The organism is Aminobacter sp. Y103A, from assembly GCF_030294925.1.
Classification (GTDB): Bacteria; Pseudomonadota; Alphaproteobacteria; order Rhizobiales; family Rhizobiaceae; genus Aminobacter; species Aminobacter ciceronei.
In genome coordinates, this window is sequence record NZ_AP017988.1 from 153,399 (window position 1) to 180,195 (window position 26,797).

At 60.0% G+C, this 26,797-nt stretch carries 21 protein-coding genes and 2 pseudogenes; 17 read left to right on the plus strand and 6 right to left on the minus strand.

Annotated elements, in window-relative coordinates; all coding sequences use genetic code 11:
- Positions 1-96: 96 nt before the first annotated feature.
- From Amn_RS30665 to Amn_RS30675, 3 genes are all read right to left on the minus strand, one after another.
- Positions 97-510: an SRPBCC family protein gene (locus tag Amn_RS30665; protein ID WP_286299107.1), complete on the minus strand. Its 414-nt coding sequence runs from the start codon at positions 508-510 to the stop codon at positions 97-99.
- A gap of 46 nt (positions 511-556) precedes the next feature.
- Entirely contained in the window at positions 557-1,000 is a 444-nt protein-coding gene (locus tag Amn_RS30670; RefSeq protein ID WP_286299637.1) for an SRPBCC family protein, read from the minus strand.
- A 284-nt stretch (positions 1,001-1,284) separates the two neighbouring features.
- Positions 1,285-1,854 carry a GNAT family N-acetyltransferase gene (locus Amn_RS30675; RefSeq protein WP_286299108.1) on the minus strand — a complete coding sequence of 190 codons (570 nt, stop codon included), beginning with the start codon at positions 1,852-1,854 and terminating at the stop codon, positions 1,285-1,287.
- Between the two features lie 373 nt (positions 1,855-2,227).
- Here Amn_RS30675 and Amn_RS30680 point away from each other — a divergent pair, with 373 nt between their 5' ends.
- A complete protein-coding gene (locus tag Amn_RS30680; RefSeq protein WP_286299111.1) occupies positions 2,228-2,584 on the plus strand; it encodes a hypothetical protein in 357 nt (118 codons plus the stop codon).
- A 1,244-nt stretch (positions 2,585-3,828) separates the two neighbouring features.
- Here the strand turns inward: Amn_RS30680 and Amn_RS30685 are convergent.
- Positions 3,829-7,899, minus strand: coding sequence for a helix-turn-helix domain-containing protein (locus Amn_RS30685; RefSeq protein WP_286299114.1), 4,071 nt, complete (start codon positions 7,897-7,899; stop codon positions 3,829-3,831).
- Between the two features lie 84 nt (positions 7,900-7,983).
- Between Amn_RS30685 and Amn_RS30690 the strand changes: the two genes are divergently transcribed.
- The 3 genes and pseudogenes from Amn_RS30690 to Amn_RS30700 all read left to right on the plus strand — a co-directional run.
- A complete protein-coding gene (locus Amn_RS30690; protein WP_286299116.1) occupies positions 7,984-8,598 on the plus strand; it encodes a type IV toxin-antitoxin system AbiEi family antitoxin domain-containing protein in 615 nt (204 codons plus the stop codon).
- A complete protein-coding gene (locus Amn_RS30695; RefSeq protein ID WP_286299119.1) occupies positions 8,595-9,518 on the plus strand; it encodes a nucleotidyl transferase AbiEii/AbiGii toxin family protein in 924 nt (307 codons plus the stop codon). Before Amn_RS30690 ends, Amn_RS30695 begins: the two co-directional genes overlap by 4 nt.
- Positions 9,519-10,001: 483 nt before the next feature.
- Positions 10,002-10,592 (plus strand): annotated as a pseudogene (locus Amn_RS30700) (transposase); the annotation flags it as partial.
- A gap of 336 nt (positions 10,593-10,928) precedes the next feature.
- Here the strand turns inward: Amn_RS30700 and Amn_RS30705 are convergent.
- Entirely contained in the window at positions 10,929-11,342 is a 414-nt protein-coding gene (locus Amn_RS30705) for a nuclear transport factor 2 family protein (RefSeq protein ID WP_286299121.1), read from the minus strand.
- Between the two features lie 637 nt (positions 11,343-11,979).
- Between Amn_RS30705 and Amn_RS30710 the strand changes: the two genes are divergently transcribed.
- The 4 genes from Amn_RS30710 to Amn_RS30725 all read left to right on the plus strand — a co-directional run bounded on the left by Amn_RS30710 (position 11,980) and on the right by Amn_RS30725 (position 18,560).
- Positions 11,980-14,121 carry an ATP-binding protein gene (locus Amn_RS30710; RefSeq protein WP_286299124.1) on the plus strand — a complete coding sequence of 714 codons (2,142 nt, stop codon included), beginning with the start codon at positions 11,980-11,982 and terminating at the stop codon, positions 14,119-14,121.
- Positions 14,122-14,302: 181 nt separating this feature from the next.
- On the plus strand, positions 14,303-15,892 hold the full coding sequence (locus tag Amn_RS30715; protein ID WP_286299127.1) for a reverse transcriptase domain-containing protein: 1,590 nt from the start codon (positions 14,303-14,305) through the stop codon (positions 15,890-15,892).
- A gap of 251 nt (positions 15,893-16,143) precedes the next feature.
- Positions 16,144-17,988, plus strand: coding sequence for a reverse transcriptase family protein (locus Amn_RS30720; RefSeq protein WP_286299129.1), 1,845 nt, complete (start codon positions 16,144-16,146; stop codon positions 17,986-17,988).
- A gap of 134 nt (positions 17,989-18,122) precedes the next feature.
- A complete protein-coding gene (locus tag Amn_RS30725) occupies positions 18,123-18,560 on the plus strand; it encodes a Ros/MucR family transcriptional regulator (protein ID WP_286299131.1) in 438 nt (145 codons plus the stop codon).
- 412 nt (positions 18,561-18,972) lie between these two features.
- Here Amn_RS30725 and Amn_RS30730 read toward each other — a convergent pair whose 3' ends face one another.
- Positions 18,973-19,191: a helix-turn-helix transcriptional regulator gene (locus tag Amn_RS30730; RefSeq protein ID WP_192321883.1), complete on the minus strand. Its 219-nt coding sequence runs from the start codon at positions 19,189-19,191 to the stop codon at positions 18,973-18,975.
- 139 nt (positions 19,192-19,330) lie between these two features.
- Here Amn_RS30730 and Amn_RS30735 point away from each other — a divergent pair, with 139 nt between their 5' ends.
- The 9 genes and pseudogenes from Amn_RS30735 (at position 19,331) to Amn_RS30775 (ending at position 26,241) form a co-directional block, all read left to right on the plus strand.
- Complete coding sequence (locus tag Amn_RS30735; protein ID WP_286299133.1) at positions 19,331-20,035, plus strand: hypothetical protein; 705 nt, start codon at positions 19,331-19,333, stop codon at positions 20,033-20,035.
- 111 nt (positions 20,036-20,146) lie between these two features.
- On the plus strand, positions 20,147-21,034 hold the full coding sequence (gene ehuB, locus Amn_RS30740) for an ectoine/hydroxyectoine ABC transporter substrate-binding protein EhuB (protein WP_286299135.1): 888 nt from the start codon (positions 20,147-20,149) through the stop codon (positions 21,032-21,034).
- Positions 21,031-21,690: an amino acid ABC transporter permease gene (locus Amn_RS30745; RefSeq protein WP_286299137.1), complete on the plus strand. Its 660-nt coding sequence runs from the start codon at positions 21,031-21,033 to the stop codon at positions 21,688-21,690. Before ehuB ends, Amn_RS30745 begins: the two co-directional genes overlap by 4 nt.
- Positions 21,680-22,339: an amino acid ABC transporter permease gene (locus Amn_RS30750; protein WP_286299139.1), complete on the plus strand. Its 660-nt coding sequence runs from the start codon at positions 21,680-21,682 to the stop codon at positions 22,337-22,339. Before Amn_RS30745 ends, Amn_RS30750 begins: the two co-directional genes overlap by 11 nt.
- Before the next feature lie 79 nt (positions 22,340-22,418).
- Positions 22,419-23,168: an amino acid ABC transporter ATP-binding protein gene (locus tag Amn_RS30755; RefSeq protein WP_286299142.1), complete on the plus strand. Its 750-nt coding sequence runs from the start codon at positions 22,419-22,421 to the stop codon at positions 23,166-23,168.
- A 32-nt stretch (positions 23,169-23,200) separates the two neighbouring features.
- Positions 23,201-24,220, plus strand: coding sequence for a succinylglutamate desuccinylase/aspartoacylase family protein (locus Amn_RS30760; protein ID WP_286299144.1), 1,020 nt, complete (start codon positions 23,201-23,203; stop codon positions 24,218-24,220).
- A gap of 400 nt (positions 24,221-24,620) precedes the next feature.
- A pseudogene (locus Amn_RS30765) lies at positions 24,621-24,998 on the plus strand (NADPH-dependent FMN reductase); the annotation flags it as partial.
- A 101-nt stretch (positions 24,999-25,099) separates the two neighbouring features.
- Entirely contained in the window at positions 25,100-25,750 is a 651-nt protein-coding gene (locus Amn_RS30770) for a hypothetical protein (protein ID WP_286299146.1), read from the plus strand.
- Between the two features lie 299 nt (positions 25,751-26,049).
- Positions 26,050-26,241: a DUF3606 domain-containing protein gene (locus Amn_RS30775; protein WP_067969365.1), complete on the plus strand. Its 192-nt coding sequence runs from the start codon at positions 26,050-26,052 to the stop codon at positions 26,239-26,241.
- Positions 26,242-26,797 lie beyond the last annotated feature (556 nt).

Sequence of the window (26,797 nt, forward strand, 5' to 3'; positions counted from 1 at the left end):
GGTCAGTCATTCCCGGGACGCGTGAAGGCAATAAACGACCCTTGGAATCCCTGGAAGCGCACGGCATGACGTCGGTCGGCCGAACGCTGGATGGCGTCACTTCTCAACATAACTGCGGAAATTGTTCAGGATCGCTTGCCAGCCGTCGCGCTGCATCTCGATGGAATTCTGCGTCTCGGCATCGAACATCGTGGTCACCTTCGTGCCATTCTCGGTGGCATCAAAGATCGTCCGCGCCTTGCGCCTGTCGCCCATCGCTAATGTGATGGCCTTGTACGGTTCGATCTCGTCGTACACTGCCTCGAAATCGAAACCGAAACTGCCGTCCTTGGCTTCCATGCGCGCCTTGTAGCGACCGCCGACCCTCAGGTCAGCTTCGGCGCTTGGGCAACACCAGTCGTCGGAAGCGAAATTCCACTGCGTGATGTCAGCGGGTGTCGTGTAGGCCTCCCAGACGCGCTCGATCGGCGCCGCAATCGTGGTGGCGATGGTAATCTGCTGGATGGTCACTTTTGAATTCCTCGTTGTCCCAATTGGATGAGAATTCGCCGGCAGTTCATCGGGTGATTTCGGGTTCGACGAGTTTGGCAAGCTTGCGCAGCGACTCTTGCCAGCCGAGGTAGCATGCCTCGAGGGGGATCAGATCTGGCACGTTATCCTGAACCACCGTCATGTCGGTTCCGACGGAGACGGCGCTTAGCGTGACCGTCACTTTCATCTCGCCCGGAAGGTTCGGATCATCGAAGACATCGCTATAGACGAGCGTCTGGCCGGGAACGAGTTTCAGATAAGTGCCACCGAAAGAATGGCTTTGCCCGGTGGTGAAGTTTCGGAAGGACATTCTGTGCTTGCCCCCTTCCCTCGCCTCGAGCTCATGGACTGTACAGGTAAAGCCGAAGGGCGGCAGCCAACTCGCAATCGCGTCGGGTTCCAGAAATGCGCGATAGATCTTTTCGGGTTTCGTGGCAAAGACTCGGTGCAGCTTTACAGTGTTGGGCATGGTCACCTCCATTCATTGAGCTCCCCTAGGACGAACGAACAGTGCGCCTGCCGACAATCAAGCAAATTTTTTTGCCAGAGGCTCTCGCGGGGCGCGCAAGATCGCGGTTTGCTTGAAGCTGAAGCGGCGACGGGACGGACGACATGCGGCGCGCCGCTGAGTGGCAGGGTGGAGGCCGTGAGCTGACGGTCAGCTAGGTTGAAGTCATCCGCAGGCGGACGTTCCGCGAGCTCTCTGCGGATCCAAACAGCACAAACAATCGCTGTTGGCGGATGGATCAAAGCCTAGCAGTCCGGCATCTTGTTGCTCGACAAGAGTGCCTTTCCGATGTCTCCATCGAGTGCAAACCGCTCGCAGCGCTCGCCGTCGGAGTCATCAATGTAGCTTTCGATGTGTTTGAAGCCGAGCTTCGCCAAAATCCGCAGCGACGCGATTTTGCGCGCAACCGCCTCGGCCGTCACCTTTTGAAGCGCCAGAGTTTCAAAGGCGTAGCGGATTACTTCGCGCGCCGCCTCGCTGCCCAGTCCCTGCCCCCAATGCCCACGTGCCAGCACAAATCCCAATGCGGCTGTCTTGGCGACGGTTGCGCCGAAAGACAGGGTTATCGTCCCGGTCGGTTCCGATACTCCTACTTGGTCTATCGACCACTTGATGGCCTTGCCGTCAGTGAAAAGCTGACGCGAATGGGCGAACCATCGCGCGCCTGCGCTTATGTCTGCGGGAATGGGATCGCCGGCGAGGGAGGCGGACTCGACATCTGTCGCGCGCGCAAACCATGCTGGGATATCCCGTTCGCTCGGCGCCCGGAGCACGAGCCTTGGTGTCGTGAGCTCAGGAAATCGGACTGGTTCCATAAGGCATTTTCGACCTGAGGCGGTGGCAATGCAACAGTACTGGCGGGCCGCGTCCGGCTAATGCGAGAGGCGGACAAGTTTCGCCGACGTGCCCACGGGCTGTTTGGGGCCGGCGACAGTCCGGTTTCGAGCCTCTGATGTGGGATAGCTGCCGGCAAAAAGGCGCGTCGATCCCACAGACAGCAATAGCTGCCATTCCCTCACCCATTCTCGCCGAACCAAGCATGGTTATCCGGCACTTGTCCTCGGCTATCTGGTTCTGCTCCGCGCGAATCGCAATTTCGAGGCCGCGCTGGATGATGCGGCGGCTGTTGCTGCCGTGATGGAGGATGCTGCTGAAGGGACCAGGACGCTTACTGCGAACGATATAGCAATGACGGAAGGCGGTGACCCCGTCGCCGGAATTGTCAGGTTTCACAATGCCTTACGTGAGCTTGTTGGACGGCGTGGCATTCGCGAGGACGTCAGCCGATACGAGGCAATTGGCTTTGGTCTGGTCGAAATGCACGGCGCCAGACGAAACAACTTGCTGGACAGTTTTCCTCAGGAGACGAGCTCGCTTCATCTGGAGGGTTTCTTCAACACGCTTTATGCTCGATATGACGAGCGATATGTCGTGAGTGCCCCCGATCTCGCCACAGTGACGCGGCGGCTCGAATGGCATCCACTTTCGCCGGCATTTTCACTCCCTGACTTGGATTATCCGCCGCGGCTCGCCGAGCAAGCTTAAGCACGCCGGCCCAGTCGAGCGACTTTCTAAGGACTATTCGGGCGCCGACAGGAGACCGACAGCTTGGGCGCGCTCAAATCTTAGATAGCGGCCTTTCCGATGACGGTTTACACGAACATCATGATCACCGCATAGCCCACGGTCACCAGCACCAGGCCAGCGACGAGCATCGGCAGGAGAGTACTGCCAGAATCTTGATCGTTCATGATTTCATATCCTGCTTCTAGGTGAACGGACTTTGATTGTCCGCGGATGAGATTGGTGGTGTCAGTTTGCCACCGCCGAAGCTTGTCCCAATTCGAAGGTTTCCTCACTGACGATGCGGTTGTCAGCATCGACGATTGAGGGAGGCAAATGAGGAAAGCCGTAATCAATTCGCCTACTCGTGCGAGCACTCACCCCTTCTATTCCTCTGACTGTCGCCTCGCATTGGAGCGTCGATCCAAGGCTTGATGGACATGGCCATAAAGGCAGGTTGGACCCCGAACGAAGTCTCCTACACCATCATGATGCTGGGCGTTCAACAGCTCCAGCTTTGTTCCACCGATGAGCAACTTCGACTGGACGCCCACTAACGTCACGCGACACAATAAATGGTCATTCCAGGCCAATAGACCGAGCGCACTTCTTTCCCGGCAGGCTGCTCGCGCCTTAAGGCCGTGCGAGCAGAGCCAGGCTCGAGCCTCGGCACCTTGCAGTGAAGTCCGCACGGCTTGCTGGTGATCGCCATATCTGCTTTGCTGTCATTTGATCTCGGGGGAACCGTGAAATGGCACCAGGCAAGATTGTCTGCCCGATTTGTAGAAATGGGGCCAGGAAGGGGCCCGCTGCGACCGGTGACTATTTGGCTGTCGACTGCACTTCGTGCGGACGCTTTCAAGCTTCCGAATCCTTTCGAGAATCCGCCAAAGCCCAATCAATAGCAGCTCGACGGCACGCGCTTGAGCTGGCGAGGTTGAGGGCGCCGTACGGGGCGATGCCTCACGTAACCACTTACGACATCCCATAGCAGGCGCGGTTTGCAGACCCCTCGTCGGTTTGAGCGCTCAACTGGCGCTATGGGAACCGTTTGGGCTACCAAGGGGCCGTCTCCAGACTGGCAGTTTACGGCAGAAAAGGTCGGTAAGCTGTCGTTCAGTCCCGGTTGCAGTGTCTCCTTTGGGACTAGCGTCGGATTTCCCACCACAATCGAGAGTCAGCGATATGGTTGGTTTGCCAAGTCATCTTGTGGTCCCTGCCACGAGTCAGTAGGACCAGTCGTACCGTTCGGTGTCCTCATCGTGTCGCTTGGCTTGCCACTCATAGTCATCGGCGAGCTCGTTCAGTGCCTTGGCCGTGTACGGATGCTCGAAAGCAATTGCCTTGGCCCAGCCCCGGTACTTCGCCGCCTCGTTCCGCTCCAGATTGCCGCCGTCGCCCGGCATGCGAGTGGTAACGCCGCGCCTGTTCGCCTTGCCGACGCGGAACCCCTCAAGCATAGGCTTGCTCCGAAAAAGATCTAGCGCGTCGCGCACTGGCTCCGCGGGCCAGTGCCCATCGGCGCCGTTGGGTGACGCGGAAAGCATCTGGCCGATCTTGCTATCGGCGATGTCCTGTCGTCCGACCGCCTTGGCTAGAGCGCGCGCCTCCTTGATCCAAGCCTCTAGCACCTCGCCATCGATAGTGTTGTCGTCGCGCCTGCCCGGGATGTGGTTCCAGAGTTCGAACAGCCGGTAGGCTTGGCGGGCCGCCGCGCGCGCCTGTTCCGGATTCGACGGCTCGGGCTCCTCTATCCCGCTTTCGGCGCTGGCCTTGAACACGGCGCTTAGCATCTCGATAAACAGCTTCGGCTGTTCCGAAAGAACCGACAGCAGCACCTTCGGCGGGCGGCGCGAGTACTCAAGGACGCGCAGGTAATTCCATTCCAGCATCGCCAAGGCATTGCGGTCCACGTCGTCGCGTGTGTCCAACTCCGTCAGGACCTCCGTGACATAGTGCTGAAACATGGTTGCTTCGTTGCCATCCGCCGTGTTCTCGGTGGGTTGGCGCGCGGCCTGCTCCAACACCTCCAGCAATACCGCGGACGGCAGACGACCCTTTTTGTCGCGACGACCGACGAGTACCAGGGCGTGACGAGCCCGACCCACTTCAATCAGCTGGCGGATAGCGTAGATGATGTCATCGCTGTCGCCGTCCATCCACATGACCGGTGCGAGGCGCCAGTAGGTCCCCAACGTCTCGTCACCGATCGCTGCGACCTGGTTCCAGGTCCATCGTCTGGTCGGCAGGGCCCGCAGGACAGTCATGAGAGCGTCGTCGCCCCAGGCCTCCGCTCGCACCTGAGCGATCAGCGCCTCCGCCCAAGTCTCCTTGCGATCCCGGAACGCTGAGATGATGAGGCCATGGGCAACGCCGCGCTCGTGCGCGTCGCCGCTTCTGGCCGCTGCTTCAATCAGGGCGTCTACATCGGCGGCTGGAATGCTACTGTCGTAGAGCGCCTGGCCAATGTAGCCTGCGCTGTTGACCAGTCGGGCCAAGCCGAGGATAGCCGGAATGCCTCCCTCATTGAAGAGGGCTTGGGCAGCCGCCTGTCGCGCAACCTCCACATTGTGCTGCTCGGCTTCCCACCCCTCGCGTGTTGATTTGGGCAAAGCGACCGAGTCTTCGAAAAGCCACGCCGCGCGCGCCAAGGAATCCTTGGGTGCGAAGCGCTCGTAGATCGCCTCCAGCCGTTGCAGCACTTCCTCCGACAGTGACCAGTCTGCATCAGGGAATTGTCGATGGTGGTGTAGGATGCGCCGAAGCTTCTCCCAGAAGACAGCGCGGTCGGCGGTGTCTGTGACCTCGGTCTCGGCAGCCTCCAGCGCCGCAAGCGCCGGGTTCAGGTCGGGGGAAAGGTCGCCAAGCCGATCCAGTAGAGCAGACCATCGCTGGGGATCGAGGCCGACGTCGGCAATCAGCCGCTCGCTGATCTTTGCCGCGCCTCGGCCGATCAAGTTCCAAGTCACCACCTCCGGCTTGTCGACGCTGAAGTCGCGCCAGCGCGGCATTGGCGACGGACTTGAAATGTCGTGGCCGCTGGGCAGCACGCTGAGCATCAGCTTCCACGCGGTCGCAGGCTCGCGTTTGCGAATCAAGTCGAGAGCGCGGATGCGCTGCTCCTGCGTGGCGTACGTCTGAGGACTCCACAGGAGGTGAACCTCCTTCAGGCTGTTCATCGGCCCATTGCTGTACTTGCGCGGCTTGACGTCGATCGCGTCGAGACGTGCTAGGACATGGGTCACGCGAGTCATCAAATCCGGTGACCAGGCCAGTGCTTCCAGCGCCCACATCAGGTCGGACAGGTGCTCCGTTCCGAAGACCCCGCCGTCATCGTGGCCGAATAGGGCGCCGATCGGAGGGTCGTCCTGGTCGAGACTGTCTTCAATGGCGGTCAGAAAGGCGTCGGGCGATGCCTCGGCGAGCAGCCGGAAGTCGTCAGAGAGTGACCACCAGCGTCGCGCATCAGCATTACGAAGAAGGTGCGCGACGATCGCGTCCGCGCGTCGCGGTGCGTCCGCGGCGGTTCGAATCTTGTCCCCCCAGAGCGCCAGCAAGATTAGAACTTGGCCCACGCCATGCCGCAGCAGGGCCGAATAGCTCGGCCGTACGCCGTGAATGTCGGCCATCCAGCGGTCGTCTGGCTTCATGTCGAAACGAGGATCGGGAGCGCCCAGAACCGCTTGAGCGACGTTGTCGAAGCGGTCAAGATCGGCGCGCGTCAGGTGGTGGCCCAGCAAAATCCAAGCGTCCGACGGCGAGGCGATGCGCCACGCCGGTCCGACCTTCTGAAGCGGGCTGTCAAAAATACTCACAAGCGACGCCAGATCGGCGATCATGGAGTCGTAGGGCTGGTCAGCGAGCTCGGCCAAGCGCGCGCGGTCGCCCTCGGAGGTTTCGATCCACCCGCCGGCGAGCAGCGCCGCTAGCAGCCCCTTTGGCGGAGTCCCTTCCGCCCACCAAGGTAGGCGCCCGGGAGCTCCTGGGATCAGCCGACGCAGGACTGCGAGATTGCGCGCGCTGTCGCGGGCTAGCGCCTTCGCTCGTGGTTCAGCCACGCCGGCGGCTTGGAGGGCGGCAGCGATACCTTCGCGCGAAGGGCGCGCCAGGCCTCGGACCTCGCCACGTCCGATCATGCGCTCATCATATGCCTGGAGCACGAAGTGGCCCCGCTTAGTTAGGGCGCCGGCAATGCCCGGATCAGGCTCGGTGAGGAGCAGGATCAGAGGCGCTGGCGCGTTGCCCAGCGCCCGGGCAGCCTCGGCCGTCGTCACCACCAGCGTACGGGCACGATAGGCCATCGCGATATTGTCCGGCAGTTCGCTGAGCGTGGCGTGAAAGAACGACGCCACCTCGTCGGGCGTGGTCGCTTGCAGGGAAAGGACGGACGGCTCTCCGCGCAGCCAGCGGAGGACTTCGGCCGAATCTTCGCTGCGGTCGGCGAGCACGAGATCCTCGGTCAGCCGCCATTCGGTGGCGAGCGACCACTCTTCCCAAATCTCATCGAGCTCCCGCGTTCCCGGCGGCCGCTTGTTAAGGCGTGAAGCGATCCAGAGGCCGACAGCAGGATGCTGCTCGACCCAATGCACCAGATCGTCAGCGTCATAGACCCGAACTTCGCGCCAGGGGCCTTCCGCCTGACGAGCCTTGGCCCAGGCGTCCTTTTGCGGCCAATGACGCAGGGTGACAAAAATGTAGGCGGAGGTAGCAGGCTCGATAGGGCTCGGGGCAGCCGTCCGCTTCTCGTAGTCCTCGCTCGCCTTCTGCTGGATGTTACGCCGTTGGACGCCGAGCTCCCAGCCCGCGCGCCCCTTGGGTACATAAGCGTTGCCTTTGGCGGCAGTGGTTATACCGTCCCAACCAGGGTGACGAACCCCTTCGTCAGACGGGAAACGAAGCTCGATGGTGGGGTCGGGCGCGGCTTGGACCAGCTTGGCCACCAACGTCGGCAGGCTAACTGGACCATCGATGCGATCGGCCCAATCCGACAGGTCTTGTGCGCTAACCCATCGAACCGGGGTGCCTGTGGGGTCCGCGCCCGCGATTGGAAGCACGGATGGCCCGATCACGGCACCCGTGGGTAGGAAGTTGATGCCCGCGCCCTCCAAAGCGGTTCGGATGGCCTGCGCGTTGTTGGCGACGGGCGTGCGCGAGCCACGCTCGAAGTCGGCGATGGTGGATGTCCCGACACCCGCTGCCTTCGCGAGATCTTGCTGCGACCAAGCCAGCAGGGCGCGGGCCGCGCGAACATGCTTAGGCGTGAGTTCGGTGGGAGGGCTGGAATTCGTCATGGTCATATGAAATATATGACCTCAGCGATAATATCTCAACTGTTCTCTTTTGTTGACATTTTGGAGTTTCTGCCGACAATAGGTAACACAATGACTGATCTTCATATGAATTATCGCGAACGCGCGCTCGATTTGGTCCGGGCACGAGGCATCGCGCGCGCGCGCGACTTCAAGGCGGCCGGCATCCCGCTGGTCTATCTCAAGCGTCTGACCGACTCCGGCGTCCTAGTTCGTCTCGGCCGTGGACTCTACCAGGATTCCGACCGCGTTGGGGAGCATATCGAGCATAACTTGGCGGAGGCGGCGCGGCTGGTGCCTAACGGCATAATCAGCCTCATAAGCGCGCTCCGTCACCACGAGCTAACGACCCAGCTTCCGAATGCCGTCTGGATGACCATTCCGCACAAAGATCGGACGCCGAAAACGACGAGCCTAAAGTTTGAGATTGTCCGGGCAACAGGCCAAGCCCTGACGGCGGGGATTGAGCAAGTGATAATCGAAGGGGTCTCGGTACCGGTTTACGGCGTTGCCAAAACCGTCGCTGATTGCTTCAAGCACCGCCGTCATGTGGGCGAGGATGTGGCGGTTGAGGCCCTTCGTGACGCACTAAGGCAGCGGAAGACCACCGTAAGCGAACTTATGAAGTTTGCCGTCATCGACCGGGTCGCCGGCCGCATGGAGCCGTTCATGAAGGCCATGCAATGAAAGATAAGGTCATCAAGGATCCTGCCTCATCGATCCGCGCGCGTCTGCTAGCTGACGCCAAAACGAATGGCGACGACTTTCAGCGGGTTCTGACGCGCTACGCCATTGAGCGGCTCCTGTTTCGTCTCAGCCAGACAGAAGCCGTAGAGCACTATGTGCTGAAAGGTGCCATGCTATTCGTCACTTGGCCTAGGCATGTTCTTAGGCCCACCGGCGACCTGGACCTCCTCGGCCGAGGCGACCCTGCCCCCGAGGTCTTGAAGGAATTGTTCACCCGCATTTGCCAGGTGGAGCTGGCAGACGACGGCATCCTATTCGACCCGACTACGCTGCAGGTCGAGGAAGTGCGCGAAGCCGACAAATATCAGGGTGCGCGGCTGAAGTTGAAGGCCGGTCTGGCCGGCGCAGTGATAACCGTGCTGATCGACATAGGCTTCGGCGACCACGTATACCCGCCGCCGAAAAGGGAAACTTTCCCATCCCTGTTGTCTGGTCTACCGGAGGCCAACATCCTCATGTACCCGCCCGAGACTGTAATAGCCGAGAAGTTCGAGGCGATGATCCGTTTTGGGGAGACCAACGGCCGAATAAAGGACTTCTACGACGTCTGGGTTACCACCCGCACTTTCCCGTTCGACCTGGGAAGCGTCGTCGAGGCAGTCGGCGGCACGCTGCGGCGCCGTGAGACTGTGATGCCGACGGACATGCCTGTGGGCCTGACCGACGTCTTCGCCGCCATTGCAGAAGAGCGCGGCCTCTGGGCGGGCTTCCTGCGTAGGTCGCCTCCAGCGATGGAGCCACCGCCTTTTCGGCAGCTGCAGGAGGAGCTGCGAAGCTTCTTCAGGCCGATCATCGCCAGCCTGAGTGTCCCGGAAGGCGCTCGGGGACGTTGGGATCCCAATGGAAACGCTTGGCGCTGACCGCGAGAAGCAAATCCCGAAGTTCGGGATGTATCAGAAGCGGACTGGCCGCTTTCAGGAGCCGCATCAACATCGGCGAATGACCGAGAAGATGAAGGGTTTCGGGTGCCGGTAGGCGTACGAAAGCCTCCCATGCAGGAACCCGCGGGCCACTGGCGATGGCTATGGGGATTTCGGATTTCCGCCGGTGTCGGCGATGGCGCGACCGCCACTGGGAAGCCCCGGGGTGGATGTGAACGGACCGCTTCGTTGTGCCTTTTCGCGGTGTTGGCGGCCCGGCGCCCGGCTCTTCACGCCTCCGTCGGCGTCAGCAATTGCCGTGGGCGCACGCGTGTCCGTTGCCGGCGGCGGAGCGCCAGCAGCTGAAGGCTCGACCATACCGTGCCGGGTCATGGGTCGTGCACCCGGTTTGTCGCCGTCGCATCTGGCGGTCCGCGCGGCCGCCGCCGCCGCTCGAAGACCTCGATGACGATCATGCGGCCGCCGCAGCACGGGCACGGCGGGCGCAACACGGAGGCGGACTTCCACGGCCAGAAGCGGTCGAACGAGACGCATGCCTCGACCACCGATCCCGAAGCCAGGCTCTATCGCAAGGGCAAAGGTAAGGAGACGAAGCTGTGCTTCATGGGGCACGGGCTCATGGAGAACCGCCACGGCCTGCTGGTCGATGCCTGCCTGACGCTGGCCGACGGGCATGCCGAACGGGTAGCCGCACTGCACATGATCGAGCCGCGTGCCGACCGGCCGCAGGCGATCACGCTCGGCGCCGACAAGGCCTATGATGCGGAGGACTTCGTCTACGAGTTGCGCTCGATGAACGTGACGCCGCACGTAGCGCAGAACACCAACGGCCGCAGTTCAGCGATCGACGGACGCACGACCCGGCACAGCGGCTATGCCGTCAGTCAGCGCATCCGCAAGCGCATCGAAGAGGCGTTCGGTTGGATCAAGACGGTCGCTGGCCAAGACAAGACCGGGTTCCGCGGCCGTGATCGCGTCGGATGGGCCTTCACCTTCGCTGCCGCCGCCTACAATCTGGTGCGGCTGCCGAAGCTGCTGGCGGTGCCGACATGACCGCGCCGGCGGGCTGCCAGATGATCGGCCGCTGGCGCATTGTCGAGGCCGATCTGTGGGATCGCGATTATCTCAACCTCTGCGGTCCCGCCACGATCACCATCGGCGACGACAACAACGGCGAGATCGCATTTGGTGCTTTGCAAGCCGGCCTCGATGTCAGCTACAGCCCATCGATGGTCTTCTTCACGTGGGAAGGTTGCGACGAAATGGACGAAGTGAGCGGCGACGGCCACGCCGAATTGCTCGACGACGGCTCGATCGAGATCACGTTCGCCTACCACAACGGCGACGAGGCCACCTCAAGGCCGCGCGCGATACTTCTTCAACAGCCTGCTAGGCCGCGCGGTCTCGGCCAAAAGGATCGCCGAGCACCGACTCCGTATGCAGGGCAGCAAGCCACTTACCGTCCTGGCGGGTCCAAGTCGTGGCATCGGCTGCTTTCAAGGTCAGCGGCTTGCCCTCGACGTCCATATCCTCGGTCACCGTATAGGCAATGACGGCGATATCGCCGGACGGGAACATCACCTTGATATCGTCGAGTTGAAAGGATTTCAGCTGCCAGAGGCTCTCGCCTTGCCGCGCCATGCCACGATAATCGTCATGGCTGAGCATCGCCGTGCCTTGGGCGCCCGCAACGATTGACTCCCTGGCAAGCATTGCGATCGACCCTTCAATGTCCTTATCCACCATTGCACGCCAGAACTTTCGTTCCAGATCGATGATCTCCTGGGCGTTATCTTTTTCCATCGTTCATCTCCTTGAGCTGGAGTATGAGGAACTGCGTGTTGAATGGAAAAGTTCCAGGTGACAGGGCAACCTCATTGTAGGAACTATCGCGGCCGCTTTTTCCGTACCCGGGACTTGGCGTGTATTTCCTCGTTCAGGCCCGACATTCCGAGATAGCGGGACACATTGCACACGGTCCCTCTAATCGTGGTCAGTACAACTCATGTGCATCAAGTCGTCGCGCGCCATATTCTAGTCACTGAAACTCGTACGACCTCGGCAATGCAGCAATCAGATCGGTGCGGAAATGTCTGCTCGAAAGGACATCTGCAATCTACCGCCACCCAAACGGCTAATCTGGGGCCGTTTACCGACCGTCTGCTTTCAGCGCGAGATTATAGCAATCGGCCGTCCAACTCCGCCCGAATCTATACGCGTTTAGGACTGGGAGAGTTCGGGGTCGAAGGAGATGGCTGGCAGTAGGCTTGCCAACTACACGCTTATTGTCTCGACCCGCCGGCCGGGCTCTCACTACCGCGGAATGTAGGTGATCGACTCGACGGGGGCTATATCCTACCTTCCCATAGCGGCAAAATGCACGAGGGGGGCCATCGTGGAAGCGGTAAGACGACAGACGCGACACAGGGTCACCAGCCTGATGATTTACGCCGCTTTGCTGGCGGTGGTGCAGTATTTGGTGGTTTCGACGGGCTTCACACCCAACGAGAATGCCATCTGGCTGTATAGCGGATTCGCCAGTCTCCTATTCGGCAGTCGCCTGCTCAATCCTCACTTCACGCCTCCTGCGGATGCAGCAACGAACGCATTCATGGCGCTGGCGGCTCTGATCGCCGGGTCGCTAGTCGTTGCGCCAGATAGCGCCGGTGCCGCGCTGTTGTGGGGCGTTATTGCGCTCTTCGCTGCCATCTGCATTGTGTCGGTCTTGGTCCTGCTCATCAGGCCCCCGATTGGTGCCGAAATTCGCCCCCTAGTCCGGCTCGCTGACAAGGCGGTTCGTGGGCTGGGAAGCCCGATCGTGATCTTCACGATCGTCATCCTGCTGTGCGTCTGGCTCTTTCACCGGACACGCGCGGACGAAGTTGCGGCCATTCTCAGCGCCTGGGCGGTGATCGTCGTCCTGCGACCGGTGGAGTCGGTCCTGGGATTTATGGACTGGGCCGGTGAGCAATGGAGCGCTGTCAAGGCCGGTCAGGTCGTCGGCGCGATAGCAGCCTATCAGTCGCCCGGAATCGTGCTGGTGCGGCAGCTCGGCGATAACAGCGTGCCGCGCGGTACGCCCATGGTGGTCGCCGATAACAACGGGCCGTGGATGCTCGGCGTCGCCCTGAACTACGTGGGGCGCGACGAAGGCAATCTACTGCGCGTGCTTACCGTGCGACTGCCGGAAGGCCTCAAGAGCCGCATCGCCAAGCTGCCGGAGGCACGGGGCACAGGTATCGCGCTTGCCCTATCCGCCACGCCGGAAGAACTGGACGACGTGCCCGCGATCCAATGGATCAATCGTCTGTGCGGCGTCGTCGTCAGCGATACGAATCTCGACTACGTGCTCTTTGAAGTGACGGAAGACAGGGACCTTGCGGAGGGGCGGCTGGTGGAAGCCCGCATTGGCGACCATCACGTCATTTTTCAGATCATCGACGGACTGACGAGAGAGGAAATCGTCCAGCAGAAGAACACCTACGGCTATGCGCGGGCCAAGGCACGGAAGATCGGCCGGTGGGACGCGGATGCCGGAAAATTCGTGCCGGTGAAATGGCTGCCCCGGATCAATTCGCCCGTCTTCCTGCTCGATTCCAACGAGCATGCCGTCTCTCCCGGCGCTATCGGACATTTTCCGAATACAAGCTTCGGCGTCAGTCTGAATATCTCGGACGCGGTGACGCACAACGCTGCGATTCTCGGCATCCTCGGCATTGGCAAGAGCTTTCTGTCGATCGAGCTGGTCGAGCGGATGATCGCCGATGGGATCAAGGTGATCTGCCTCGATCTGACCGACCAGTACGCCAAGCTTTTGAGCGAGTTCCTCGATGGCGCACATGAAAAGCAACTGGAGGACGATCTGCATAAGGCCGGCGGGCGAGGCAAAGCCGAGCAGAACCGCGAAGAAGGTGGGACGATCAATCAATTCTCGCAAAAGCTCGCGGAACAGCTACGCGCGTTCGTTGTCGAGGATGGCCGGAATCTGCGCGTTCTGAATCCCGCAGCGTTCGATGTGTGGAGACAAACTGGCTTCAAGGACTACAAGACCGGCGACGCATCTATGGCGTCCTTAACGCCCACCGAAGTCACAGCGATCGTATCGGATGCCGCCCTAACCGTGTGCCAGGAACTCGGCATGATCGAACGGGCGCGGGTCTGCCTCGTCTATGAAGAAGCGCACTCTCTCGTCCCCGAATGGAACTCGGTGGTCGCCGAAGGAGACAAGGCGGCGACGGCGCGGAGCGCACGAGCGATCCTGCAAGGACGCAAATACGGCCTCGGCTGCCTGCTCATCACGCAGCGCACGGCCAATGTGACGAAGACCATCCTGAATCAATGCAATACCATCTTTGCCATGAGAACCTTCGACGATACGGGAAAGGAATTCCTGTCCAACTATATCGGCAGGGACTACGCCGGTGTGCTTCCCAGCCTTGAGGCGCGGCACGCCGTGGTTTTTGGCAAAGCCTCGTCCTGTGAGAACCCGGTGCTGGTGCGCCTAAATGACCGCCAACCCTTCCTTGATGCTTTTCGCGCAGAGCAGCCGGTCCAGCCTCTTCCTGCTGCGGACGCTCAATAGGTGCTAGAACCAGCCGCGCGGGCAAACGAACGCGTCGCCCAAATTCCATTTTAAGCTCAAATCATGTCTAGGCGGTTGCCAATATGGATGAAATGAGTGGATATCGCGAGGAAGTTATATTCCCCAGTATCATTGGGCATGTTCAAATCATCACCCATAATACATAAGGCAGGTATTCTTTGTGTTTAAACTATCTGATTCCTCACTTGACAACGCAATAAAGCACCTTTGCAAATACGGTGACACCGATGTATTCCCGCATTTGCCGGAGCTTGCGTTCTTTCGAGACGAAAGCGCAGCCATCGTCACTGAACTCAAGGAGCTTGACCTTGATTCCTATAACCCGGGTGGAGCGTTGGAGGCTCTCGCGCCGAAGAGCCGTTTCGGCTTCAGGATTACTCACCAATTGAGCGCTGTGGACACGGTCCTGCTTCTGGCCGCGGTGATAGAGATCGGCTCCTTGATCGAGGCTAGACGACCTGATGCGAAGGGCCTTGAGGCGTTTTCGTATCGTTTCGACAGCACGACCGATGGGTCACTGTTCCTACCGAACCGTACATTTAAGGATTGGCTCCATGCGCAGCAGAATCGAATTCAGAACAGCCTCAAGATCAAGCAGGTGGTATTAACGGATATCTCGGACTTCTATGCCCGCATAAATTTTCACCGCTTGGAAAATCTGCTCGATGAGGCCGCCCCCGCGAATGGCGCAGCAAGGTACATCAAGAAGGTGATCAAGGTCATCCGGGCGAAGCAATCGTTTGGATTGCCAGTTGGCGGCACTGCCGCGAGACTATTGGCTGAATTGGCCCTTTCCGACACCGATAAGGCGCTCATGGACCACGGCATCATAGCCACGCGGTTTGTCGACGATTTTCGCATCTTTCTGAACGCAGGAGATAATCCGTACGACGTCCTGAGCTTTCTTGCCCAGCAACTCAGCATAAATGAGGGCTTATCGCTAAACGCTGCAAAGACGAAAGTCATGTCGCGGGGGGCGTATCTGGAAGCGCTCAAGGGACTGACGAGCGACATATCGGAGGAAGCCGAGGGTGAGGCCCTCGAAACCCTAACTGCCGACATCTATTTCGAGGATTCGCCGGACCCTGAGGATGTGGAGGCCCTCAAAGCGCTTAATTTGCTTGGTTTTCTTCAGGAGGAAATCGGCAAAGAGGACTATGACGTTGGCCGGATCAAGGTGATTTTCCGCGCTCTTAAAATCGTGAAGCCCCCAGACGCCATCGAATATATCGCAGCGAACTTTTCGGAACTTGTAGTTTTCGCAAAGGAGGTCAGCCTGCTGATGCAGGCTTTAGAGGAGGACACCCCAGGTTGCTTCAACAGCCTTGCGGATAGCGTTGTTGCTGCGATCTTGGAACCTCCGGCCTCCAGCGTCCAACTGATCCGGACCTGGCTCCTAGAGCTGTTCGTGCGCGGGACCGTGCCTATCGCCGCAGCCCAATTCAAGCAGGTCGAAAGTCTTCCGTCTCTGCTGGACAAGAGGCAGCTTCACATCATCCGGAGCAGGACGAACAACAAGCATTTTTTTCGCATGAACAAGGCTGCTGTCGGACAGATCCCGCCTTTCGAACAGCCAGCTTTCATTTCTGGCGCGGTTTGCTTGCCGAAAGACGAATATGAAAACTGGCTTGTCACGTTGAAACCGATTTTTTCAGGACCGACCTGCCACCTATTCCTTAAATGGACGAAGTCCAACAAGGATAAGTTGATAACAAAGCTGGGGGCCTCAGTGGATGATCAAGTTGAATAGTGCATGTCTGATCGCAACACGGGCATCATTTTCGATGAACAACACCATCGATCTCAGCCTTGCCATGGCGATGTCTGCTCTCGGAATACCAACCTGCGATCCTCCAACATCAGATTGCACCTTTACCGACGTGGCGTATAAGATCGTGCGGGGGGTGGCATGGCGATAAGGTTCAAGGCGCGAGTCGCGCTTGCTGAGTTCAGCACCACTTGCTTCGTATGGTATGCCACCCCTTTCAGGGAACAGGGCGAATGACCTTCCCTGCGGATTTCCGCCGTATCACTAGCCGCAAAGCACTGATCGTCGCAATCGGAACCGACGAGGCCATGTTCGATGCGGTCCTTGCCTTTGATCCGCCGACATCCCAAGAACAACAACGAGAAGCCGCACGGCGGGCTGTAAAGGCCGTGTCGATTGCCGATGTTCTTGTATTTTTCCGGCACGATATCCCGAAACGGAACCGGAAGCGCGGCTATCGTACCGTATGGGAACCGCTACTGATGAAGCCCGAATACAAGGCGCTCGCCCGACGCCTCGAAACCTTCTTCCGTATCGCGCTTCCCGGCTACCCGCACGACGCCGTGTACGGATATCGTCCTGGCCGCAACATTCGCGAGAACGCCGGGGCGCATGCGGGTCATGCAGCGTTGCTGGCAACCGACCTTCAAGACTTTTTCCCGTCGATCTCGAAAGATCGGATTGCGCAGCTGTTTGAAGCTCTCGGTATCATGCCTAGTGTTGCCGATCTGCTCGCGAGATTTGTGACAATCGGCGGTGCACTACCGCTCGGGCTTCCGACCAGCCCGGTGATCTCAAACGCGATCGCACTGCCGCTCGACCTCGCGTGCGAGGCTCTGGCTAGGCGTATGGACGCCACTTACACGCGCTATGCCGACGATCTAAGCTTCTCCGGCGATGCTGGGCTGCCTGAACTCGATGCGATCCGCCAACTGGTCCAGGAGCAGGGCTTCTTGCTCGCGGAGCAGAAGACGCGCCGATCTAAGATCGGCCAGGCGCACTATGTAACGGGGCTCAGCATAAGCGATTCCGCGCAGCCGCATGTGCCGCGCGCGCGAAAACGCCGGTTGCGGCAGGAGCTCCATTACGCGGGAAAGTTCGGTCTTGCAGACCACCTCCGGCACGTTGGCGTCAATGATCCTAGCGTGGTTCAGCAGGAAGTGAATCGGATCGACGGGACGGTTCGCTTTGTCGCGCATCATGAGCCGACGATCGCCACGCAGCTAAAGACGTGCTGGCGGGCGGCGCTGCAGGCGGAAGGCATGAAGCCGAGCTTCGTGCCGCGCGGACAACACCGAGCACCTTTCTATCTCTTCATCGACGAGGCCGAGTTCGAGCGAGGAGATCGTAAGATCCTCGCGATCGGCATGACCGTGAGCCAGCATGGTCCCCGGATGGTCACCGAGGGGCAGCAGGTGCTGACCGCAGCGTTGGCGGACATGTTTCTGGACGGAGATGCGGAAGCGCTGCGGAAGCGCGGGCTCCATTATGTGGATGCGACCGAGGATCTCAGGATCGAATACATAAAGCGCCTCGCCGGGATGCGTTTCGAGGGGTATGTGGCGTTCGCCGAATATGACGGGCCGAGCAGCTATGAGAAGACCTATCTCCGGCTGCTTGGTGCGATGATCGAGCGCAGGCTGAAAGCCGCGGAAAGCCAATTCGCGTTTCTCTACTTTGAGCAGAACGACAAGGTCTCCGCCGCCAAGGTCGAGGCACTTGTCCAACGCGCGTTCGATGGGCTCAAGGCCAGCGATGACCGCCGGCCCGCCGGGTTTAGCATCCAACCGGTCTCAAAGCCTCATCTCGGAATCAGTGCGCCGGATTTCCTACTCGGTGTGCTTGGCAAATACTTAAAATCGAAGCCGGCACCGCTAGGTATGCCGGAGCCGCGCGACCGGCTGTTGTTCGAACGCCTACGCGACAAATATCGCTTGATCCTCGATTTGACGACTTGGGCGGAATATTCGCGGAGGCGACCAATCCTTCCTTGGAGTGATGCCAAAGCGGCTGAGGCAATCAGCCAAGCGAACGAATGGCAGGTTTCGAGAAACGAGAGATCGCCTCTGAACGGCTGAGTATGGGCGCGAAGCGGACGTCCAACGGCGGCCGAGTTTGTGCTTTTGGGAACCCCTGGGTTTCGTCGCCGGCAAAATTCCGCTACCGGAGCTTGGTAGCCGAGTACTCTCCCGAGGTATTGTGATGACCGATATTGCTGAAGCCCAATAGTCAGCTGATTGAGCTCACTGCCGATATCGTGGCCGCCTATGTTCCGAACAATCCAGTCCCGGCCGGAGAACTGCCTGGTTTGATTGCCCAAATCCATTCCAGCATCAGCACGCTCGGCACTCCGGCGACGCCGGTGGAAGAGCGGCCAACACCCCGGATGCCCATCAAGAAGACTGTCACGGACAGGTACATCATCAGCCTGGAAGACGGGAAGAAATATCAAACCCTGAAGCGGCATCTTGGTCTTGTGGGGCTTACCCCTGACCAATATCGTTCCAAGTGGTCCCTGCCCTCTGACTACCCCATGGTAGCTCCCGGGTATTCGGCCAGGCGCTCGGAGTTGGCGAAGCAGTTCGGCCTCGGTCGAAAGCCTGGGGACAAGAAGCCTGTGAAAAAAGCCGGAAGGAAGACTAAGGCGTAGTCAGACCGCCAAGATACCAACTCTGGTTCCATCGGTGGTAACAGCTGGCCATCAAGATCGAGGCCCTGCCTGCAGCCGGAAATTTACGTCCGAAAGTTCTAGTTCGAGTACAGGTCTACGAGAAGCGGAAGGCGCAGCGCGAGATCATCAGGGCCAAAAAGCCGTGGCATTCGCTAGTTGCGGTAGGTCTCCGCCAGACACGCTGGCGTTGCTTGACGTTGCGTTAGCTCTGTCTACTTTGCAGTCAGGCTCCTGCCGCCCCCCAAGGCAGCTCATGAGCTTAGCGCCAGCTGCAGCTCACCCCCACCCCGCCCAAAGCCGCAGTTGGCGCTGGTCGGGGCGAACAGCAGAAGCCGTACGGACAGTCAGGTTTTGGGCCGTTTTTCGTGCAGATGCACGGGATCACGCCCGATTACACGGGCCGGTTTCGTGTAAATCGAATTCCGTTATCAGGTAGAAATTCGATACCAGCTTTCTCTAGGGCCTGAGCCATGCTCTTGAGGTTGTTCGAGATAGGGACCCGAGCACCCCGTTCATAGTCTGCCACTGTTTGTCGAGATACATCTGCCGCCTGAGCCAAATCCTCTTGGCTCCAGCTAAGCATCGCGCGAGCGCCCCGGCACTGCTCCATCGTCAAAACTGGCGATTTCAACTAAACATTCCGATTGACATCAATCAATTTGTATAAGAACTTGGCTCTGTAGACGGCCGAGTAGTTGCTGGAACACCTACTCGGCCTGACCAAACCCTAGCTGGTTGGAGCTCGGATCATGGCTGATTCCGACAATACCACAGCTTTGCCTTTCGTCACCCAAGGGGGACGAAGGAAGAGCTGTGCTGTGGATGACGAAGCGGAAGGTGACAGCTCGCTTGGCGTGAGACCGGCCGAGAAGATCGCCGCGCGTTTGCTTGGCACCATCGACCCATGCGTGGTCCTTCTGCAGGAGTGGGAACAGGCACACCACATGGCCGTGGTTTTGTGCCGGCTGCAGCAGCGTCTGGAGATAAGGATCAGGAATGCCCTGCAGGCTTCTGAACCCAGCGGTGGACCTGAGAACGAAGGGCACCGCGCACCGCAGCCAGCAGATCAGCAGGCACGTTGGGACAAGCTCGACCGGGAGGTCGGCTACTCACGAACCCGTGCCGCCGAGGCGCAGGCCGTTGAGGCCGAAGAGGAGATCCTCGACGCTGTTGCTGCCACTCCCGCCCAATCACTGGCCGGGGTGATCGCCAAACTGAAGATCATTGCCGGCGGCGGCGAGAATATGGGCGACACATCGGCATTTCCCTGGCCGCAAGTTCAGTCGGTCCTGGCGGATCTCCAGGCATTGGGTGACCGCGGCGCGGACGTGCTGCCGGCGGACAGCCGGCGCCAGCCCGCCGGGGATCGCGGCCTGGACGGCGAGACGAACCGCCTTCGCGCATCCATGTCGGACGGCACCATAGCCCGCGAAAGCCATCAACGGCGAAGCTGAAACGCACTGCAGGACTGCGGGATGCGAGGCAGCGATGCCCGCGGTCACGCATCAGGCGTGCCCTGGATCGGCGGGTGGGAGGCACCTTTTACAACAATGGGAGAGAGAGAAATGACCTTCAGAAGTTCTGTACGCCTGCGGCTTGCATTCATGTGGTGCGTTTTGCTCGCGCTGATCGTTGCCTTGCCAGGTGGTCCGGCCTTTGCCGAGACGACCAAGGAGCGCATCCTGCGCGAGGGCAAGATCGTCATCGGCATTCACAATCGGACGCCATGGGGTTTTCGCGATGAAGCCACCGGCGATGCAAAGGGATGGCATCCTGATCTGTTGCGGGCTGCCTTTGCCGAACTTGGCGTCAAGGAGATCGACATCAGGGTCACCGAGTTCGGCGCCCTCATCCCGGGCCTGCTGGCCGGCCGCTTCGATGCGGTGGCCTCTGGTCTCTCGATCACGCCGGAGCGCTGCCGGCAGGTTGCCTTCGGTGCACCCGATCTGAAGGTCCATGACGCAGCCATCGTGCTCACTGGTAATCCAAAACAGATCCATGGCTTTGACGATATCGTCAGCAAGCAGATCATCATGGGTGCCGGCCGCGGCAGCGTGTCAGTCAGGAATGCGACTGTCGCCGGCGTGCCGGAAAGCAACATGCTGCTGTTCCCCGACATCGAGGCCAACATCTCGGCCCTGCGCTCCGGCCGCATCGATGCGACGGTGCTGTCGTCTCCTACCGTGATCGGGCTGCTTGCCAGCGGCAAGCTCAAGGGCCTGGAGAGTGCGACACCCTTCGTGACGACAGACGAACAGGCCACCTATGCCGCAGTCGCGTTTCGCAGCGAAGACCAGGATTTGCGCGCACTGTGGGATGAAAGGCTTCTGGCGCTGACAAAGGACGGCACGGTTTCCAAGGTCATGGCCAGATATGGCTTTGGCGAAACCGAGGTCGTGCCTGATACCGTCACCGTCGAGAAGCTCTGTGGCACGGATGGTGCCGGCAAATGAACATGCTCGAGATCTGGCTCGGCATCCTGCAGGGCTTTCGCGTCACTGCTTTGGTGACGCTCTATGGCCTGGTCTTTGCCATTCCCTTCGGCCTCATCTTTGGCGTCGCCCAATATTTGACGACGGGCCCGGCGCGGTTCGTGGTGACGTCGGTCATCGAGTTCTGGCGCAGCTCGGCCGTCATCATCCTGCTGTTCGTGTTCTATTACGCCCTGCCCCTGGCCGGACTGGCGCTGTCGGCAATGACGGTCAGTGCCATGGTGCTGGGGCTCAACATTGGCGGTTATGCCAGCCAGGCGGTGAGAGCCGGCCTGCAGGCATTGGACCGTGGCCAGAAAGAAGCTGGCCAGGCACTGGGGCTATCGCGGTCCACCATCCTGTTGCGCATCGAACTGCCGCAGGCGCTGGTGGCGATGAGCCCGACCTTCATCAACCAGCTCATCCAACTGGTGAAGGCGACATCGCTTGTCTCGCTGGTGACGCTGACAGACATGACCTTCCGCGCCAAGGAGATCTCCCAGATCGAGTATGACCCGGTGCCGATCTACAGCTCGCTGCTGCTCGCCTATTTCATCGTCTGTTATCCGGTCGCCCTGTTCGGCCGCTGGGTGGAACGACGCATCAACCCGGCAAGGGAGGCGCGTTGTGGCGTTTGATGTGGCCTTTACGCTTTCGACGGTGCCGACCATCCTTGGCGCCATCGGCATGACGCTGCTGGTGGCAGCGGTCAGCTGCGTTGGTGCCTCGGCAATAGGCTTCGGCCTTGAACTCGTCCGCCGCTCCGGCGGGCTGGGAGGACTGTTCATCCGCTTCGTGATCGACTTCATCAGGGCGACGCCGGTGCTGGTCTGGCTCTACTGCCTGTATTTCATCCTGCCCTTTTACGGCATTCGCCTTGGTGCGCTTGCCACAGGCATGATCGGGCTCAGCCTCTACTACAGCGGCTATCTCGCGGAGGTGTTCAAGGCCGGCATCGATGCCATCCCCAACGGTCAGGCGGAAGCCGCAAAGGCACTTGGGCTCGGCAGGATGGATATGACCATCTTTGTCATCGCGCCGCAGATGCTGCGCAACATCGCGGCACCCATGGGCAATTACTTCGTCTCTATCCTCAAGGCGACGCCCTATCTGGCGGTGCTTGCGGTGCCGGAGATGCTCGGACGTGCCTTCGACATCGCATCCGAGACCTACCGCTATGCCGAGCCGCTGACGGTCGCCGGCCTCATTTTCCTCGGTCTCGCACTCCTCATCTCGCAGGCCATCAAGCGGCTCGAGGTCAGGCTGATGGGGCCGACGACCAGGTAGCCGACAAGCCGGCATCCCAGTCGTTTGCACGAAATCAGATACTTAGATCGCTACCTTCAAGCGAATACAGAGGTACTTCATGCCCCTCATAGATGACAAACCAGCCGTCCAGATCACCTCGCTCAACAAATGGTACAGCGCCTTCCATGTGTTGAAGGAGGTCAACCTCACAATCCCAAGCGGCTCCCGCGTCGTGATCTGCGGACCTTCCGGTTCAGGCAAATCCACCCTGATCCGCTGCCTCAACGGGCTTGAAGCCTACCAGCAGGGGACCGTGACACTGGGCACGACCCGGCTGGGCGACAATGCCAGGGAGACAGCACTGGCCCGTCGGCAGACCGGAATGGTGTTCCAGAGCTTCAACCTGTTTCCGCATCTGACTGTATTGTCGAACTGCACGCTTGCGCTGCGCCGGGTTCTTTCAATGCCGCGCAAGGAGGCTGAGAGCCTGGCACGGCATTTCCTGGAAAAGGTCCGCATTCCCGAACAGGCCGACAAATACCCTGCACAATTGTCAGGTGGACAGCAGCAGCGGGTGGCGATTGCGCGCGCGCTCTGCATGAACCCGCGGCTGATGCTGTTCGACGAGCCAACCTCCGCGCTCGATCCCGAAATGGTCAAGGAGGTGCTCGATGTCATGACCGGGCTGGCCCAGGAAGGCATGACGATGATCTGCGTCACCCATGAGATGGGCTTTGCCCGCGAGGTTGCCGACCAGGTGGTGTTCATGGATCAGGGCAGCATTGTCGAACAGGCATCGCCGATGACGTTCTTTTCGACGCCCAGTCATCCGCGTGCCCAGTCTTTCCTCCACACGCTGCTGCATTGACGACGTGTGGGCAGATGAGAAGGGACGGACCGGTGACGAAGGATACACGCATCTGGACGGACGTTGATTTTGACAAAGACGGCAAGCAAATCTCCTGCCTGCGATTGCCGTTCTCAAGCGACCGTTCCGCCTATGGCACCATTCCCATCCCGATCGTCTGCATCAGGAATGGTGTCGGGCCAACCGCTCTTCTGATATCAGGCAATCATGGCGACGAGTATGAAGGCCAGGTCGCGCTCAGCAAGCTCGCCCGGCAGCTCGATGCCGGCGACCTCCGCGGCCGCATCATCATCGTGCCGGCATTGAACTATCCCGCCGTGGACGCAGGCAGGCGCGTGTCGCCGCTCGATCAGGGCAATCTCAACCGCATGTTTCCCGGCGACGCCAATGGCTCGCCGACCGACATAATCGCCCACTATGTCTCCGAGGTGCTGCTGCCGCGCGCCGACATCGTCATCGACCTGCATTCCGGTGGCACCTCGCTGCTCTATCTCCCCTGCTGCCTGATCCGCGTGGGCAAGACCGCAGCCGAGACGGCACGGCTCGTCGAACTCATGCATGTCTTTGGCGCTCCCATCGGCTCGATCAGCGACGGTTCGGGCGGCGGTGGCGCCACGACCCTGTCGGCGACAGCTCAGGCGCTCTGCATTCCTGCCCTGACCACCGAACTGGGCGGCGGGGCGTCACTGTCACGGGCGGGTGAAAAGCTCGCGCGCGACGGGGTGCTGCGTGTGCTGAAGCATATGGGCATCCTGCCCGACGCCATCGTCGAGCCGGCTGGGCCGACACGATCCATGCGGGTCGATGGCAGGCAGGCCTTCACCTATGCACCCGTCAGGGGGATCTTCGAGCCCGCAGTGGCGGTGGGCGACGAGGTTGAGGCCGGAGATCTTGCCGGCACAATCCATCCGATTGCTGGGCCGTCCGTGACTGCCAGATCGGTGCAGTTCGCGCAGTCGGGCCTTGTCGCCTGCCAACGTGCTCCGGCACTGACCGAGCCAGGTGACTGTCTTTTCAAGCTTGTCATCGACACTGCGCCTCCCATGATCTGAGCGCGCATAGCACTTCCTTGGTTGGGTCTTCCGCCGAGCGGATGAAATCGCCAAGAGTTGCATATCCCATGACAGGGGGCGGTCGCGGTCACATGGGCGCACAGCCATGCGCGGAACTTCGACGACTGCCTAGCGTTTGGATGATGTCGCCTATCAAATGCACGGGAGGACCGATATGAACAACATCATTTATCTGGTTGGACTGGTTGTCATCGTAGTGGCCATACTGTCGTTTTTTGGACTTCGTTAGCCCTTCGTCGCATTCCAAAGGCAAGTGGCCGGATAGGAGCTCTCCGCCGGACTTTGAGCCTGGAGCTCGTATTTTCACAGAGTCGTTTTTTCGGAAGTGGTGGCGAGCAGGTTGTCGTCGATATGTCTTCGTTAGCGCCGCTGGAGAACGGATTTCTCGCGGCTGGCCTGCGAATATGACCGCAACTTTCCCCTGCAAGGCGTGCTCTTCGACGGCTGCACCGCTCTGTCACTCGCCAATCATGGGCTGGGCCAGACCCAGGACTGGATGAACGACATCTATCCAATGTGGGCAGCCGCCCATGGCAAGCAGGCCGGTGAGGCCAAGGTGGCGGAACTGGCGGGCTGGCCTTATCCCCGCCATCTCGCGGGACGGCTGTTTTCGGTGGTTGTTCATGGCGACGTCGAAGGCGCGAAAAATGTCAGGCGCCTGCTCGTCGAATGGCTCGCCTTCATGCGGCTGGCGCCGGCCACCGCCAGGGCGCAGCTCGACCGCTATATCGGCTACTGGCAGCCTTATGCCACGAGCTTGGCCTTGGACCGAGGATCGCGACATTCAGGAACTTGCATGGACGGACCCTCGCGATGCTAAATTAGCAAACGTCGGGGCGTTTGATTCGGGAGAGGTCCGTGTTTGGAGCGAAGCCGCTTATAAGTGCAATTCTGTTCCTGGCACCGGCCAGCAGCCTTCACGCAGGCGATGGCGCCCCTTTTTTTTACATCGCAACCCAGGATCCGTTCGTCAGCTCCGAAGGCCAGGTTCGGCTGAACGACGTCCATGTTTTCGGGGGCGTGTTTGGCGAAGGCTCCTTCGGCGACAATCTGCAATTCTGGAACGTGGACTACACGGACAATTACCTCGTTGGAGCGGCCTTTGGACGCGATTTCCGTGAACTTGGAGCAGGCTTCGTTCTTGGCGGGGTAGCAGGGGCGGCAATCCGGTTTGGCGACGATGATGAGACGACCGGGGAGGTTTGGGCCGGCCTGAGACTCCGCCACCATGGGCTTGTCATAGGCGATCTGGCGATTGCGCCGGCGGTAACCGTCGGTCTTAGTGCCGTGACTGGACCTACCGAGATCGAGCGCCTTCGCGAGATCAGCCGGGACGGCGATGCAACGCTACTTGGGTTCGTCGGTCCCGAACTCTCCTTCCGACTCAGACAAATTCCTGACCTTGAGTTGGTTTACCAGTTGCATCACAGGTCGGGGGCAAACGGCTTTTTTGGCGACATGGCCGAAGGATCGAACGCAAATACAATCGGCTTACGCTATCGTTTCTAAGTGGAAACAGGCCTAACAAACGTCATTCTAGTTGCGGCTGATGGTTGCCGTCGCAATCCGAGCGCCAGTCCGTGGGTGTCGTTCGATCGTGACGATGCGCATTTCACCGTCAATTCTGCTGGCCAGTTGCAAGGTAGGGGTACGGGCAAATAATGTGAGCCGTCGGGCGATGACGCCTGCATGATCGCTCTCGATCATCCGGGCCAAGCCGAGAGCGGCGTCCAAGCTCTGCAGCTGGCCTGGATCGAATTACACCGAACAGCGTTTTAGGGTTCTCTAATAATGATTGGAGGCCTCCAATGCCTGACGATCCAACCAAAACAAAAGAGGACCGCAAACTCGTATCCTCGTCCTCGCAGCAGGAATATGAGATTGATGACTTTGCCAGCAAGTACGACTTGAGCCGAGGCGAAGCCGCGACCATCATCAAGCGCTACGGCTCATCGCGGAGCAAGCTCGACGCTATCATGGCGCAACGTTTCTATGGTTGATCGACAAGGGACGGGGTCCGCGTTGCCATGCGCGAGTGGATCAAGTGCGATGCCGTCATTGAAGGCGAGAGGGTGGCGCAGGACGAAAGTGGGCGCTCCAGCTTCAACAAGCTTGTGAGCGCTGTCCGGCTGGAAAGTTCCGGCCTTGTTCTACGCCTTCGACCTGGGCCAGAGGCGTTGCGACGACCGACGGATGCGGCCGACAGAGAAAGGCTTGCCCTTCTGGGAGGCCGGCAGGCCAGCTAAACAATCTGTGGCCGAGAAGGGGACGAAAACGGCTACGGTATGTATCGTGAAACTCTGAGAAGGACCAATATTCCTAAGCGAAGACCTGCCGGAGGGCGAATTCGCGGCAGGCCTCGCTGCTAGAGCGCCTGACGGTTCGGGTCGTTGCCTGGCGCTCCAACTCAAAACGCATCGCTATGATTGTCATTCCCGTCATCCGGTACGGTAAGACCGTCTCGACAAGGAAGCGGGAAATCCCGGAACTGTTTCACAACGCGTCGATCCGGTTGTCGAGATGCGGTCGATTACCCCGGCATGCTGTACCCAGACA

Bases quoted from the DNA above. Each gene is read 5' to 3' on its own strand.
- Amn_RS30670 (WP_286299637.1), bottom strand. From the start codon at position 1,000: ATGCCCAACACTGTAAAGCTGCACCGAGTCTTTGCCACGAAACCCGAA.
- Amn_RS30675 (WP_286299108.1), bottom strand. From the start codon at position 1,854: ATGGAACCAGTCCGATTTCCTGAGCTCACGACACCAAGGCTCGTGCTC.
- Amn_RS30680 (WP_286299111.1), top strand. From the start codon at position 2,228: ATGACGGAAGGCGGTGACCCCGTCGCCGGAATTGTCAGGTTTCACAAT.
- Amn_RS30685 (WP_286299114.1), bottom strand. From the start codon at position 7,899: ATGACCATGACGAATTCCAGCCCTCCCACCGAACTCACGCCTAAGCAT.
- Amn_RS30690 (WP_286299116.1), top strand. From the start codon at position 7,984: ATGACTGATCTTCATATGAATTATCGCGAACGCGCGCTCGATTTGGTC.
- Amn_RS30695 (WP_286299119.1), top strand. From the start codon at position 8,595: ATGAAAGATAAGGTCATCAAGGATCCTGCCTCATCGATCCGCGCGCGT.
- Amn_RS30705 (WP_286299121.1), bottom strand. From the start codon at position 11,342: ATGGAAAAAGATAACGCCCAGGAGATCATCGATCTGGAACGAAAGTTC.
- Amn_RS30710 (WP_286299124.1), top strand. From the start codon at position 11,980: ATGATTTACGCCGCTTTGCTGGCGGTGGTGCAGTATTTGGTGGTTTCG.
- Amn_RS30720 (WP_286299129.1), top strand. From the start codon at position 16,144: ATGACCTTCCCTGCGGATTTCCGCCGTATCACTAGCCGCAAAGCACTG.
- Amn_RS30730 (WP_192321883.1), bottom strand. From the start codon at position 19,191: ATGGAGCAGTGCCGGGGCGCTCGCGCGATGCTTAGCTGGAGCCAAGAG.
- Amn_RS30735 (WP_286299133.1), top strand. From the start codon at position 19,331: ATGGCTGATTCCGACAATACCACAGCTTTGCCTTTCGTCACCCAAGGG.
- ehuB (WP_286299135.1), top strand. From the start codon at position 20,147: ATGACCTTCAGAAGTTCTGTACGCCTGCGGCTTGCATTCATGTGGTGC.
- Amn_RS30745 (WP_286299137.1), top strand. From the start codon at position 21,031: ATGAACATGCTCGAGATCTGGCTCGGCATCCTGCAGGGCTTTCGCGTC.
- Amn_RS30755 (WP_286299142.1), top strand. From the start codon at position 22,419: ATGCCCCTCATAGATGACAAACCAGCCGTCCAGATCACCTCGCTCAAC.
- Amn_RS30775 (WP_067969365.1), top strand. From the start codon at position 26,050: ATGCCTGACGATCCAACCAAAACAAAAGAGGACCGCAAACTCGTATCC.